13 protein-coding genes are annotated in these 13985 nt (G+C 42.2%); 6 read left to right on the forward strand and 7 right to left on the reverse strand.

What is annotated here, in order from left to right; genetic code table 11:
- Window positions 1–336: 336 nt before the first annotated feature.
- The 4 genes from M1F14_RS18590 to sdhC are packed head-to-tail and all read right to left on the reverse strand — an operon-like array spanning window position 337 to window position 3583.
- Window positions 337–1053, reverse strand: a complete 717-nt coding sequence (locus M1F14_RS18590) for a succinate dehydrogenase iron-sulfur subunit (protein WP_042848294.1) — start codon at window positions 1051–1053, stop codon at window positions 337–339.
- Between the two features lie 35 nt (window positions 1054–1088).
- Window positions 1089–2855 (reverse strand): succinate dehydrogenase flavoprotein subunit, encoded by a 1767-nt coding sequence (gene sdhA, locus M1F14_RS18595; protein ID WP_042848296.1) that lies wholly within the window; start codon window positions 2853–2855, stop codon window positions 1089–1091.
- Entirely contained in the window at window positions 2856–3200 is a 345-nt protein-coding gene (sdhD, locus tag M1F14_RS18600; RefSeq protein ID WP_042848297.1) for a succinate dehydrogenase membrane anchor subunit, read from the reverse strand.
- Window positions 3194–3583, reverse strand: a complete 390-nt coding sequence (gene sdhC / locus M1F14_RS18605; RefSeq protein ID WP_004909059.1) for a succinate dehydrogenase cytochrome b556 subunit — start codon at window positions 3581–3583, stop codon at window positions 3194–3196. Before sdhC ends, sdhD begins: the two co-directional genes overlap by 7 nt.
- 672 nt (window positions 3584–4255) lie before the next feature.
- Here sdhC and M1F14_RS18610 point away from each other — a divergent pair.
- Window positions 4256–5542 carry a citrate synthase gene (locus M1F14_RS18610; protein ID WP_042848298.1) on the forward strand — a complete coding sequence of 429 codons (1287 nt, stop codon included), beginning with the start codon at window positions 4256–4258 and terminating at the stop codon, window positions 5540–5542.
- Window positions 5543–5606: 64 nt separating this feature from the next.
- Here M1F14_RS18610 and M1F14_RS18615 read toward each other — a convergent pair whose 3' ends face one another.
- Window positions 5607–6365: a helix-turn-helix domain-containing protein gene (locus tag M1F14_RS18615; protein WP_042848299.1), complete on the reverse strand. Its 759-nt coding sequence runs from the start codon at window positions 6363–6365 to the stop codon at window positions 5607–5609.
- A gap of 133 nt (window positions 6366–6498) precedes the next feature.
- On the opposite strand from M1F14_RS18615, the gene M1F14_RS18620 reads away from it, so the two are divergent.
- The gene (locus tag M1F14_RS18620; protein ID WP_181469139.1) at window positions 6499–7632 is read left to right on the forward strand and encodes a multidrug effflux MFS transporter; all 1134 of its coding nucleotides are present in this window, start codon (window positions 6499–6501) and stop codon (window positions 7630–7632) included.
- A 256-nt stretch (window positions 7633–7888) separates the two neighbouring features.
- Here the strand turns inward: M1F14_RS18620 and M1F14_RS18625 are convergent, their stop codons facing one another.
- Complete coding sequence (locus M1F14_RS18625) at window positions 7889–8632, reverse strand: type 2 GTP cyclohydrolase I (RefSeq protein WP_042848301.1); 744 nt, start codon at window positions 8630–8632, stop codon at window positions 7889–7891.
- Between the two features lie 242 nt (window positions 8633–8874).
- Window positions 8875–9081, reverse strand: coding sequence for a YbfA family protein (locus M1F14_RS18630; protein ID WP_042848302.1), 207 nt, complete (start codon window positions 9079–9081; stop codon window positions 8875–8877).
- 458 nt (window positions 9082–9539) lie between these two features.
- Here M1F14_RS18630 and kdpF point away from each other — a divergent pair, with 458 nt between their 5' ends.
- The 4 genes from kdpF to kdpC are packed head-to-tail and all read left to right on the forward strand — an operon-like array spanning window position 9540 to window position 13979.
- On the forward strand, window positions 9540–9593 hold the full coding sequence (gene kdpF, locus M1F14_RS18635) for a K(+)-transporting ATPase subunit F (RefSeq protein ID WP_367575695.1): 54 nt from the start codon (window positions 9540–9542) through the stop codon (window positions 9591–9593).
- A 1-nt stretch (window position 9594) separates the two neighbouring features.
- A complete protein-coding gene (kdpA, locus tag M1F14_RS18640) occupies window positions 9595–11298 on the forward strand; it encodes a potassium-transporting ATPase subunit KdpA (RefSeq protein ID WP_042848305.1) in 1704 nt (567 codons plus the stop codon).
- A gap of 13 nt (window positions 11299–11311) precedes the next feature.
- A complete protein-coding gene (gene kdpB / locus M1F14_RS18645) occupies window positions 11312–13375 on the forward strand; it encodes a potassium-transporting ATPase subunit KdpB (protein ID WP_181469138.1) in 2064 nt (687 codons plus the stop codon).
- Window positions 13376–13385: 10 nt separating this feature from the next.
- Window positions 13386–13979, forward strand: coding sequence for a potassium-transporting ATPase subunit KdpC (kdpC, locus tag M1F14_RS18650; protein ID WP_181469137.1), 594 nt, complete (start codon window positions 13386–13388; stop codon window positions 13977–13979).
- Window positions 13980–13985: the final 6 nt, after the last annotated feature.

The following is a 13985-nucleotide window of genomic DNA, read 5'->3' on the forward strand; positions in this document are numbered from 1 at the left end:
GGCTACGGTTTTTAAAGGCCCCTATGCTTGGGCTGTCGTCTTCATCTTTTTTTGCAGTTGGCTATTTTTTCTACTTTTTACTGTTACTTTCTTTGCTTTCACTTTTTTGCGCTTTTGTTATGACAACGTTTTATTAAGTGCTACATTTTATATATGACAATGTTACTTTCTGATGCTCGTTGTGGGTATTTCGTTTTCGCGCTTTTGTGACCTTAAGCGCTATTTAAATTAAAAACCCTACTTTACTTTACGCCCTATTTTTAAGTTATGTATTTATTTTGTGCTATTCCCATTTTAACCCGTAGCACTTAAGCACTACGGGTTAAATATTCACTATCAGGCAGTATGTTTTAGCAACATAGATTTAATATGACCGATAGCTTTTGTTGGATTTAGCCCTTTAGGGCATACATTGACACAATTCATGATGCTATGACAGCGGAAAACACTAAAAGCGTCGTTCAGATCATCTAATCTTGAATCCGTTTCAGTATCGCGGCTATCGATCAGGAAGCGGTATGCTGCCAGCAAGCCCGCAGGCCCAATAAACTTATCTGGATTCCACCAGAAAGATGGGCAAGAAGTCGAACAACAAGCACATAAGATACACTCGTATAAACCATCAAGTTTTTCACGTTGTGCAGGAGTTTGTAAATTCTCACGAGCAGGTGGGTTCTTATTATCATTAATAAGATATGGGCGGATTTTTTCGTATTGGGTATAAAACTGAGTCATGTCGATAATCAGGTCGCGCACAACAGGCAAACCTGGTAACGGACGGATAACAATTTTTTTCCCACCACGGATTAAAGCGGACAATGGTGTGATACACGCCAGCCCGTTTTTACCGTTCATATTGACACCATCAGAACCACAGACACCTTCACGACAAGAACGACGGAATGACAGTGTTGGGTCCTGTTCTTTAATTTGGATCAACGCATCCAACAGCATCATGTCACGCCCTTCTGGCACTTCGAGGGTGTAATCTTGCATGCGTGGGGCGTTGTCCACATCTGGATTATAACGATAAATCGAAAATTGTAGTTTCATAGTTTATTTCTCCGCAACTGGATTAACACCACGCATTAGTAGGTACGAATTTTCGGTGGGAAGGCTTCACGCAATTTTGGCTGCATGTTGACTTCACGACGCGTCATCGTTTCAGATTGCGGTAAATATAATGAGTGACATAACCAATTCGCATCATCACGCTCTGGATAGTCAAAGCGGCTATGCGCCCCACGACTTTCTGTACGGAAGTTCGCTGCTTGTGCTGTCGCATAAGCGGTTTCCATCAGGTTATCCAGTTCTAAACACTCAATACGCTGAGTGTTGAACTCTGTTGAGGTATCATCAAGACGTGCATTTTGCAGGCGTTCACGGATCACTTTTAGCTCTTCCAGACCTTTCGCCATCGCATCACCTTCACGGAATACCGAGAAGTTATGCTGCATACAGGTTTGCAGTGCCTTGCGGATCTCAGTTGGATCTTCGCCAGTACGAGCCCCTTCCCAACGGTTAAAGCGTGTCATCGCCGCATCAATATCGGATTCAGAAGCATCACGCATTGAACCTTGTTCCATGATGGACTCTTTTAGGTGTAGACCCGCAGAACGACCAAATACGACTAAGTCGAGCAATGAGTTACCGCCTAAACGGTTAGCGCCGTGTACAGATACACACGCAATTTCACCCACAGCAAACAGACCTGGGATAACTTCGTCTTCGCCTTTTTCGTTATAGCGAATCGCTTGGCCAGTCACTTTTGTTGGAATACCACCCATCATATAGTGACAAGTTGGAATAACTGGGATTGGCTCTTTGATTGGGTCAACGTGAGCAAAGGTACGGGATAATTCAAGGATACCCGGTAAACGAGACTCGAGAACTTCTTTCCCTAAATGATCCAATTTCAGTTTGGCATGCGGACCCCAAGGACCATCACAACCACGGCCTTCACGGATTTCAATCATGATTGAACGTGCAACAACATCACGACCTGCCAAATCTTTCGCATTTGGCGCATAACGTTCCATGAAGCGCTCACCGTCTTTATTCAGCAAATAACCACCTTCACCACGGCAACCTTCTGTCACAAGAACCCCTGCGCCAGCGATACCCGTCGGGTGGAATTGCCACATTTCCATATCTTGTAAAGGAACACCAGCACGAGCTGCCATCCCAACACCATCACCGGTATTGATATGCGCATTGGTGGTCGATTGATAAATACGCCCTGCACCACCCGTAGCTAAAATGGTCGCTTTAGCTTTGAAGTAAACTAATTCGCCAGTTTCCATACAAATTGCAGTACAGCCCACCACATCGCCGTCTTGATTTTTAACTAAATCAAGGGCATACCACTCTGAAAAGATGGTTGTGTGATTTTTTAAGTTTTGCTGATACAAAGTATGTAACAGTGCGTGACCAGTCCGGTCAGCCGCAGCCGCAGTACGTGCCGCTTGCTCGCCACCGAAATTCTTAGACTGACCACCAAATGGGCGCTGATAAATACTACCATCGTCTAAGCGAGAAAAAGGTAACCCCATATGCTCTAATTCTAGGATAGCCTCGGGCCCTGTTTTACACATGTATTCGATTGCATCTTGGTCACCGATATAGTCGGAACCTTTCACGGTATCATACATATGCCATTCCCAGTTATCAGGGTGAGTGTTGCCTAAAGCAACAGTGATACCACCTTGCGCTGATACTGTATGAGAACGGGTTGGAAATACTTTTGACAGCAGAGCACAAGACAGGCCCAACTGTGAAATTTGAAGTGCTGCACGCATACCTGCGCCACCAGCACCAATAACGATAGCGTCAAACTCTCTGATTGGCAGATTCATTTATGCACCCCACACAACAATTGTTCCGTAAATTAAATAAGCCAACAGACCAACAACGATAGCCAGTTGCAGCACTAAACGAATTGCTAGCGGCTTGACATAGTCAGTTAGCACTTGCCACATGCCAATCCACGCATGCACAAGAATCGAGAACAATGTGAGGATAGTAAATACTTTCGTCACAGAAGAAGCGAAGAAACCACGCCATACTTCATAAGTAATATCATTGATAGCAACAAAACCAACAATGTAAATTACGTATAATACGATAATAATCGCAGAAGCACGGATTAACAGCCAGTCCTGGATACCAGTACGGCCTAAAGCAGAAGCATTACTTACCATACTAAGATCCCCGCCAGAATTGCCAGAATTACGGTGATAACAAATGTAATTTTTGCAGATGAGTTACCAGCAGCAAGGGTTTCATCAACACAGCCAAAATCCATCAGCATATGACGAATACCACCACAAATGTGGTAAGCCAATGCCGTTAGAATGCCCCAAAGAATGAACTTAGCAAAAAAGCCAGTCATTATTTCAGACGCGTATTGAAAACCTTCTGGAGAGGAGAGAGATGTCCCTAGCAACCAAAGCAGAATACCAACTGCGATGAGAGTAATGACGCCAGAGACACGGTGCAAGATCGAAGATATTGCAGTGATCGGGAAATGAATCGTCTGCAAATCAAGGTTGACAGGTCTTTGTTTTTTCACAATTTTGCCCACACAGCTCTTTATTATTTTCCATCCTCCGGACCTGGGGTGGAAATCAGACAGCGACAGGGGGTACAAAATGCAACTTAACACAAACTCTAATCCATCATGTTTAAATAAAGTTGCATACTGATCACGCTGGGAACTCCTACTACAGGGTAATCCGGAGACCTGCCGCTAGTATAAAGTCTTCACAATGCCATTACAATTCCCACACAAAATGTTTGGGGACATTTAGCCCGAACAGTGAGAAGGATCACGATTTAAACATTTTGTATAAATGTGCTTATCTTATTTGACAATGATTCAACATTTATCTTACATATAGGTCTAGCAGAATTATCTTAAGGTGTGGGCGTTCCCTCACTGAAAAATAAAAAACATGAATGTTGCAATGTTAAGTACCTTCCAATTTGAACTGTGACAGGTATTACTAACAAAAGTTATGAAAGTTGTTCCTCTTACCACAAATAATGATATTGTAAGTAAAACAACAAAAAGAACATAACATCTACACACTCATAAACAACCTAATTACATTGTCGTCGGTCGTCAGATTTCAGGTTTTATGTGATAGCTAGCTGATTTTCTAATCATACCGGTAGAACAATGCACGAAGAAACAGTATAACGCTGAGCTTCTGGGTTGTTGGGTGTCGATTATCAAGCGCTAAGGAGACCGTAAATGGCTGATAACAAAGCTAAGCTAACGACTGGTAGTAAGGGTGATATTGACCTCGATATTTTAAGCCCTACCATTGGTCAAGACGTTATCGATGTCCGAACTTTAGGTTCAAAAGGGTTCTTTACCTATGACCCTGGTTTTACTTCTACTGCATCCTGTGAATCAAAAATCACCTATATCGATGGTGATGAAGGCATTCTGCTGCATCGTGGTTTCCCGATCGATCAACTCGCTACCGAAGCTTCTTACCTCGAAGTTTGTTATATCCTGTTATACGGCGAAGCACCGACTCAAGAGCAATACGACACATTTAAAAATACGGTAACTCGCCACACGATGATCCACGAGCAAATCACTCGCATGCTGAATGGCTTCCGTCGTGACTCACACCCAATGGCAGTGTTATGTGGTGTAACAGGTGCACTGGCTGCGTTCTACCATGATGCATTGGACGTGAACAACCCGCGCCACCGTGAAATTACAGCTTATCGTCTGCTGTCAAAAATGCCAACTGTTGCGGCAATGTGTTATAAATACTCCATTGGCCAGCCTTTTGTTTATCCACGTAATGAACTGTCGTACGCGGGTAACTTCTTGCATATGATGTTCTCTACACCATGTGAAGAATATGTGGTAAATCCAGTTCTTGAACGTGCAATGGATCGGATTTTAATCCTGCATGCTGACCACGAACAGAACGCTTCAACATCAACCGTACGTACTGCTGGGTCATCAGGTGCAAACCCATTTGCTTGTATAGCTGCGGGTATTGCGTCTCTGTGGGGGCCAGCTCACGGTGGGGCTAACGAAGCCTGTTTACGCATGTTGGAAGAAATTCAAACCGTTGAGCATATCCCTGCATTTATCGAACGTGCGAAAGACAAAAATGACTCTTTCCGCTTAATGGGCTTTGGTCACCGTGTTTATAAAAACCATGACCCACGTGCAACTGTGATGCGTGAAACTTGCCACGAAGTACTTAATGAGTTGGGCTTAAACGATAGCTTACTCGAAGTCGCTATGGAGCTAGAACGTATTGCCCTGAATGACCCGTACTTCATTGAGAAAAAACTGTATCCAAACGTTGACTTCTATTCAGGTATCATATTGAAGGCAATGGGAATTCCATCTTCAATGTTTACTGTTATTTTTGCTATTGCACGTACAATTGGTTGGATAGCCCATTGGAATGAAATGCATGATGACGGTCTGAAAATTGCTCGTCCTCGTCAGCTGTATACGGGTTACAGCCAACGTAAATTCAACTCTGGATTAGCAAAAAAATAATATTCAATTAAATCTATCCCCCTACAAATAATCAAGCCTCGGTTTATCGGGGCTTTTTTCTCTTTTACTGTTGATATTCCCGCGGTGTTACCCCACTCATTTTGCGAAAAAAACTGATAAAAGCACTATCACTGGCTAAGCCAAGCTCTTGAGTAATAAAGTGATATGGGTGATTTTGTGCCAATAACTCAATCGCTTTAATAAACCGCCATTGTTGCCGCCATGTTTGATAAGTCATTCCGGTTTCTTTTAAGAAAACCCGTGTAATGGTTTTTTCACTTGCGCCAATCGTTTGAGCAAGTTGGTTTAAATTAGGTGGTAATTGCTCGATATCGAGGTCTTTAAAGCGCCTATCTTGAGGAAGTGCAAGTAATGTTGGCTCAGTCGTTGCACTTTGTAGTTCATCGATAAATACTGGTAATAAATTTGCTAAGCGCCCGTGTTGCCAATCACTGTCAAACGGGGCAATTGCAATCCGTTCAAGTACCTCTCTTAGCAGAGGTGAAATGCTCAAAATGACGACTTCATTCGCTATTTTTTTAGCATATTGTTCACTTAAATACACCGAACGATAGCCCACAGATGCGCGCATTTGTGCTCGGTGACAAACAAATGGAGGTATCCATGCCACCCTTCCAGGAGGTAATAGAGAAATTCGGTTCTCAAGTGAAATTCGTATACACCCTTGTTGTGTAAACAAAAGCTGCCCCATTTCATGGCTATGTAAACCAGAATCATGTTGCCCCATTTGAGCTGCTATTCCCAATACTGGCGCTGTATACCAGTGAGTTTGAAATTCATCTGTTTGTTCTAGCCAAGCCATAATATCCCTTTTTTGATATTTATAGTCTTTATTTTTGTAATGGGACACTAAAAATACCATTAAACTACTTGTCATTGAATAGTTGTATTCATCTTCACCATCTATTTTTATTAATATAAGCAGGATAATTGGTATGAAACACCCTCTTTCATTATGGCTTGCTGTTGCCTTAATGATGTTTCCACAAATCGTGGAAACTATATACAGCCCAGCATTGACCAACATTGCTAGCGCATTTAATGTCGATGCTGAACAAGCATCACAAACATTATCATTCTATTTCTTTGCTTTTGCGCTAGGTGTCGTATTTTGGGGAAGAATGTGTGACACGCTAGGCCGCCGCCCGACTATCCTGGCAGGTCTGTTGATCTACGGTATCGCCTCTATCTGCGCGTTGTTTATCACACACTTTTATTTATTACTGTTAATGAGAATGCTTGCCGCATTTGGTGCCGCCGTCGGTTCAATTGGAACACAAACCGCAATGCGTGATAGCTATCAAGGGCATGAATTAGCTAAAGTTTTTTCAATTATGGGTATTGCCCTAGCCATTAGTCCTGCATTAGGGATGTTATTCGGTGCGGGGTTAGTTAGTTTTGGCGGATATATCGCCGTTTTTACTGGCTTGGCATTTCTCGCGGTCGTGCTTTTTATTTGGTCTACTTGCCGTTTACCAGAAACACGCCCTGAAAATGTGATCAAAGTCCCATTTATGGCGACATTTTTACGAATGATCACAGATAAAGAAATTGTTAGAAATGTGATCTTGATAGCATTTTTCAACATTAATTTATTTAGCTATTATCAGCTGGCACCTTTCAGTTTTGAACGATTAATGCTCACTCAGCAACAATTTGGTTTAACTGGAATTTTATTAGCACTTGGAGTGGGCTTAGGGTCAATCATTAATCGTCATTTATTGGCTAAAAAACACACATCTGAGCAACTTGTTAAGCTCTCTAGCATCATATCTTTGATAAGTGGTTGCTTGGTTTTTGCTCTGATGAATTCTATTTGGTTCATTTTACCGGTGATTGGTGTAGTTATTGGATATGGAATTGCTATTCCTAATATCCTTGCACATGCTTTAAATCGCTATAGTGATAGAAAAGGTACTGCTGGGGCTATTTTAGGTTTGTTTTACTATATCGGACTCGCCATTGGTTTGATGGTCGCAGGCTGGAGCCAACACTTAGGCTTGGTATTAACCATTTCAGGGTTGGTTCTTGTTCTTTCATCATTACGCTATCGAATTTATACGAGTTAACTTTTTATTTTACTAATTACACATAATTTTCTACGTATTTTATATCACAAGTATGTGACTAGGGGTCGCGAGTGTAGCCAACACCGCCAAGGTTAGAATTAGAAACTCAATGAAGATTAGCTTGAAAATTTAATTCTCTAAATAGTTCGAGTTGTGGCTAGGCGGCAAATGAGCGACTCCCTAGGAGCATACACAAGTATGTGACTAGGGGTCGCGAGTGTAGCCAACACCGCCACAGCTCGAAATATGACGAGAATTAGGCTGGGTTATCGATATCGATAAACTCTGCGTCTAACCCATGGTGATCAACTAGCCACTTAGTCAGCGCTTTAATCCCGTAACGCTCTGTCGCATGATGCCCTGCACTGTAGAAATGGATACCCATTTCTCTTGCTATATGGATTGTTTGCTCTGAAACTTCACCTGTCACAAATGCATCTACGCCAAACTCGGCGGCTTGTAAGATAAAGCCTTGTCCGCCCCCTGTGCACCATGCAATTTGGCGAATTTCATCTTTAGCATTGTCACCACAATGCAACACTTTGCGACCAAGGCGGGACTCTAAGCGCTGGGTTAATTCCTGTGGTGTAATCGGTTGATCAAAGAAACCGAATGGCATTAATGGATCAATTTGGCCATTTACTTGCACACCCATGATATACGCAAGCTGAGTATTATTACCTAATTGATGATGAGCATCTAAAGGAAGATGGTAACCATAAAGGTTAATATCATTCGCTAATAATGTTTTTAAGCGATTTTTTTTCATACCTTTAATAATTGCGGGCTCATTTTTCCAAAAATAGCCATGGTGAACAATCACAGCATCCGCTTTCTTTTCAACTGCCACGTCCAGTAGTGCTTGGCAGGCTGTTACACCGGTGATGATTTTATGCACATGAGGGCGCCCCTCAACCTGCAATCCATTTGGTGCAAAATCTTGGAATTCACTAATTTTCAGCTCATCATTAATGATTTCTTCTAATCTTAAATTATGCATTATGTGGTCCTTTTTACTACACCGCTATAGGGTCAACCCCATCATTTTGAATGTAATTTACTGATAATCAATAAGCATAAACGGAAACATGCTTTTTTTCTGTGTTATTTGCTGTAAATAAGGATGCTAACCAAAAAGAAAGGTAATAAGGAAAAGAAAAATAGGATGAGGGATAAAAAACAATATCCCCACAATAGGCTATTGCAGGGATATGGTATTACCACTTAAAAGCAAAGCAATTATTAATGATGGCTTTCAAACGTGGCTTCTGAACGCTCTAACCAAACGGGCTTATCGCTGGTTTTAGCCCATACTTTGTGTAAATGGCTATAAAATTTTGCTCGTTGCGGATGAAAAACCATAACCGGAAACGCAATAATGCCAGCTGTAACAGCAGCAGTGCGGCGTGCAAGTACCTGATTACGGGAATATTCGCGATATGTGGACATCGGTATCCTCCTTCAGTTGCCACTCTATTTGTCGATTCCAGAATTGCTCTAAAACCCCAAATAATGACTGTTTAGAAGAGCGACTAAAACCGAACAGATAATATAAAAATTAACTGTCAATATCATAGCGCAAACCGTGTAATAAAACTACTCATCTGACCACTATAAATTAAAATTTACATAATAAAATGATAAATTCCGTTGTTTTATTACATTATTTAACCTGATTGCGTCAAAAACAAACAAATCAGCAACATTTACATAACAATTATTCGCTTTAACTCGCCATCTCTGTTTTATTTTATTCCCTCGTATAAAAATACATTTTTATACTTTTTTTACACCGAAGGTCTATTTTTTATCAGCTTCTTTACAACGGAAGTTTTAGCCTTATTGCATGGAAATAATAAGGAGAAAATACTGTGTCATTACTTTCCATTATTGGGGCAGTTCTCGTTGTGTTACTGCTGGTTTATCTGGTCTATGCCCTGCTAAGCGCGGAGGATTTTTAATATGACCACTACCACAATTTTAATTATCGGTAGCTTTTTACTCGTGCTGTTTATTTTGGCAAAACCATTAGGCAATGGTATTGCTCGGTTAATTGATAGCGATATACCGAGTACGCTAATAAAAAGCGAAGCCCTTCTTTGGCGCTTAGGCGGCGTAAAAAAGCCAGGGCGAGAAATGGCGGAAATGACTTGGCTACAATATGCCTTATCGATTTTACTGTTCAATATTTTAGGCTTTATATTGCTGTTTTCTATATTAATATTCCAAGGTCATTTGCCCCTTAACCCACAACAATTTCCGGGAATGAGTTGGGATTTAGCCTTTAACACCGCAATTAGCTTTGTCACAAATACTAATTGGCAATCCTACAGCGGTGAAAACACATTAAGTTATCTAAGCCAGATGTCTGGGTTAACGGTACAAAATTTCCTTTCCGCTGCAACAGGGATTGCCGTTGTTTTCGCCCTTATCCGAGCATTTTCACGCCATGGTCGTAAAACGGTTGGTAATGCATGGGTGGATATCTACCGTATTACTGTGTATCTACTTTTCCCATTAGCGATTATTTTTGCTCTATTTTTTGTTAGCCAAGGTGTTATCCAAAACTTCTCAGATTACCTATTAGTTAATAACCTAAATAATAGCAACCAGTTATTACCAATGGGGCCTGTCGCCTCTCAAGAAGCAATTAAGCTACTCGGTACTAACGGAGGCGGTTTCTTTGGAGCTAATTCTTCACACCCATTTGAAAACCCAACGGCATTAAGCAATTTCGTACAAATGTTAGCCATTTTTCTAATTCCAACAGCGTTATGTTTTGCTTTTGGGCGTGTCGTTGGCAACAACAAACAAGGTCACACTCTGCTATGGGTGATGGGGATTATTTTTGTCGTTGCTGCCATAGCGGTTATCAAAGCAGAGTATGTTGGTAATCCATTTTTAAGTGAATTCCATGCGACTACCACTGCCAATATGGAAGGAAAAGAAAGCCGCTTTGGTATCTTAGGCTCCGCATTATTCGCTGTTGTAACAACAGCTGCCTCTTGCGGTGCTGTTAATGCAATGCATGATTCCTTTACTGCGATGGGTGGCATGGTGCCGATGTGGTTAATGCAAATCGGTGAAGTGGTTTTCGGCGGTGTGGGATCTGGCTTATATGGCATGTTGCTATTTGTTTTACTCGCCGTATTCCTTGCTGGGCTAATGATTGGTCGTACTCCTGAATATCTCGGTAAAAAAATCGAGGTGCGCGAAATGAAAATGGTTGCACTGGCTATTTTAGTGACTCCCACTTTAGTACTACTGGGTACCACACTTTCATTAATGACTGAAGCTGGGCGTGCAGGGATCTTAAACCCAGGCGCTCACGGGTTTAGTGAAGTGTTATACGCTTTTTCCTCCGCAGCGAATAATAACGGTAGCGCGTTTGCTGGACTTAGCGCAAATACACCGTTTTACAACCTGCTATTGGCGGTCACCATGTTCTTAGGACGTTTTGGCGTCATTCTGCCAGTTCTCGCCATTGCAGGTTCGATGGCAAGCAAGAAACCTCAAGCGCAAAGTAATGCAACATTACCCACAACAGGTCCGTTATTTATTGGTCTGCTTGTATTCACTGTACTTCTCATTGGTGCGCTGACCTTTGTACCTGCCCTTGCGTTAGGTCCAATTGCAGAGCAACTACACATCGGTTTCGCGGGATAATGAGGGGAAGAAAATGAAAAGTAATAACATCAAATTATTTGATAATAAATTAATCAAACAATCTATCTTTGAAGCATTCAAAAAATGCACACCGCAAGCACAATGGCGAAATCCCGTGATGTTCGTGGTGTATATCGGCAGTATTATCACCACCCTTTTATGGTTAGCAATGGTAACTCATTACACTGAGGGTAACGCTTGGTTTAGTGGAATGGTGACACTATGGCTATGGTTTACACTGCTCTTTGCTAATTTTGCCGAGGCGCTAGCTGAAGGGCGAAGTAAGGCACAAGCCCAAAGTTTAAAAGGGGTAAAACAGCAAAGTAACGCAACTCGTTTGGCTTCTGCATCAATGGATGCGGCTCAAGAAATCGTGGTTTCAAGCCAGTTACGTAAAGGGGATATCGTGCTTATCCATGCTGGAGAAACAATCCCTTGCGATGGTGAAGTGCTTGAAGGTGGTGCATCTGTCGATGAAAGTGCAATTACTGGTGAGTCAGCTCCTGTGATCCGTGAATCCGGTGGTGACTTTTCCTCAGTCACCGGAGGGACTCGCGTTCTTTCTGATTGGTTAATTGTTGAATGTACCGTAAACCCCGGTGAAACATTCTTAGACCGAATGATTTCAATGGTTGAAGGCGCACAACGTCGTAAAACCCCCAATGAAATCGCTTTAACGATCCTGTTAACCGCCCTGACGATTATTTTCGTGTTGGTGTGCGCCACCTTGTATCCATTCACGGTTTTTGCTGCCGATTATGCAGGCGCAGGTAGTGCGGTCTCTATTCTAGTCCTTATTGCTTTATTAATTTGCTTAATTCCAACCACTATTGGCGGATTACTCTCTTCTATTGGTGTGGCAGGGATGAGCCGTATGTTAGGTGCAAATGTGATTGCCACCAGCGGTCGTGCAGTGGAGGCTGCGGGTGATGTCGACGTCTTATTACTCGATAAAACCGGTACTATCACCCTTGGTAACCGACAAGCATCTGAGTTTTTGCCTTTAACGGGTGTGACTGAACAGCAACTAGCAGATGCAGCTCAACTTTCTTCTTTAGCCGATGAAACCCCTGAAGGGCGTAGTATTGTCGTGTTGGCGAAACAAAAGTTTAATTTACGTGAAAGAGATATTCATGGCCTGAATGCTACCTTTGTTCCGTTCTCTGCAATGACTCGTATGAGCGGTGTCAACATTGGAGAAAGAATGATCCGCAAAGGTTCTGCGGATGCGATACGCCGCTACGTTGAAGCAAACCACAGTAAATTCCCGATAGAAGCCGACCAATTAGTTGAAAAAGTCGCTCATTTAGGGGGAACCCCTCTTGTTGTTGTGGACGACCAAACAGTACTCGGTGTTGTAGCATTAAAAGATATTGTTAAAGGGGGAATGAAAGAACGATTTGCTCAAATGCGTAGCATGGGGATCAAAACAGTTATGATCACCGGAGATAACCACTTAACAGCCGCCGCTATTGCTGCAGAAGCCGGTGTCGATGACTTCCTCGCTGAGGCAACCCCCGAAGCCAAGCTCGCATTAATCCGCCAATATCAATCAGAAGGCCGACTAGTTGCCATGACGGGTGATGGTACCAACGATGCCCCAGCATTAGCGCAAGCGGATGTGGCTGTAGCGATGAACTCAGGGACACAAGCGGCCAAAGAAGCAGGTAACATGGTTGATTTAGACTCTAACCCAACCAAATTAATTGAGGTCGTCCATATTGGTAAACAAATGTTGATGACACGAGGCTCATTAACAACCTTTAGTATAGCCAATGATATTGCAAAATACTTTGCCATCATTCCAGCCGCTTTTGCTGTCACTTGGCCTCAACTTAATGCATTAAATATTATGCAGTTACATTCACCTGCATCTGCGATTCTCTCAGCGGTGATCTTTAACGCTTTAATTATAATTTTCTTGATCCCATTGGCGATTAAAGGGGTCAATTATCACCCTATGAGCTCCCAATCATTGTTGCAACGTAACTTAAGCCTCTATGGTTTAGGTGGGTTAATAGTGCCATTTGTTGGGATTAAATTAATTGATATGTTTATTCGCTTATTTGGGATATAAGGAATTGATAATGAACATGATCCGCTCTTCTATTATTATGTTAATAATTCTCACTTTATTCACAGGGATCGCCTACCCATTGATGGTGACAGGGCTTGCTAATGTCTTTTTCCCTTGGCAAGCTCATGGCTCCTTACTCACTCAAGATGATCAGGTTATCGGTTCTGAACTGATTGGACAAAATATACAAAGTGAAAATTACTTTCATGGGCGGCCCTCTGCAACCGCTGAAGCCCCTTATAATACATTAGCATCTGGCGGTAGTAATTTAGCCGTTAGCAACCCATTACTATTACAAACAATGGAACAACGAAGTGCCCAACTTCGCTCAGAAAACCCAGCGGCTGACAAGAGCATCCCTGTTGATTTATTAACAGCCTCTGCCAGTGGATTAGACCCCAATATTTCTGTTGATGCGGCGTTATATCAAGCCCCGCGAATTGCTAAACACAGACAGATCCCACTAGAAGAGGTAAAATCATTAATTAATACTCATACTGAAAATAGTGTATTAGCTTTTTTAGGCGAGCCTGTTATTAATGTCTTAAAGTTAAACCTTGCTCTTGATGAATATCAGCAACAAGCCAATAGCCAAACTCACTAAGGCCTA

The organism is Providencia sp. PROV003 (assembly GCF_045040775.1).
Taxonomy (GTDB): Bacteria; Pseudomonadota; Gammaproteobacteria; order Enterobacterales; family Enterobacteriaceae; genus Providencia; species Providencia huashanensis.

Bases quoted from the DNA above. Each gene is read 5' to 3' on its own strand.
- M1F14_RS18610 (WP_042848298.1), top strand. From the start codon at position 4,256: ATGGCTGATAACAAAGCTAAGCTAACGACTGGTAGTAAGGGTGATATT.
- M1F14_RS18590 (WP_042848294.1), bottom strand. From the start codon at position 1,053: ATGAAACTACAATTTTCGATTTATCGTTATAATCCAGATGTGGACAAC.
- kdpA (WP_042848305.1), top strand. From the start codon at position 9,595: ATGACCACTACCACAATTTTAATTATCGGTAGCTTTTTACTCGTGCTG.
- M1F14_RS18630 (WP_042848302.1), bottom strand. From the start codon at position 9,081: ATGTCCACATATCGCGAATATTCCCGTAATCAGGTACTTGCACGCCGC.
- M1F14_RS18620 (WP_181469139.1), top strand. From the start codon at position 6,499: ATGAAACACCCTCTTTCATTATGGCTTGCTGTTGCCTTAATGATGTTT.
- kdpC (WP_181469137.1), top strand. From the start codon at position 13,386: ATGAACATGATCCGCTCTTCTATTATTATGTTAATAATTCTCACTTTA.
- M1F14_RS18615 (WP_042848299.1), bottom strand. From the start codon at position 6,365: ATGGCTTGGCTAGAACAAACAGATGAATTTCAAACTCACTGGTATACA.
- sdhD (WP_042848297.1), bottom strand. From the start codon at position 3,200: ATGGTAAGTAATGCTTCTGCTTTAGGCCGTACTGGTATCCAGGACTGG.
- M1F14_RS18625 (WP_042848301.1), bottom strand. From the start codon at position 8,632: ATGCATAATTTAAGATTAGAAGAAATCATTAATGATGAGCTGAAAATT.
- sdhA (WP_042848296.1), bottom strand. From the start codon at position 2,855: ATGAATCTGCCAATCAGAGAGTTTGACGCTATCGTTATTGGTGCTGGT.
- kdpB (WP_181469138.1), top strand. From the start codon at position 11,312: ATGAAAAGTAATAACATCAAATTATTTGATAATAAATTAATCAAACAA.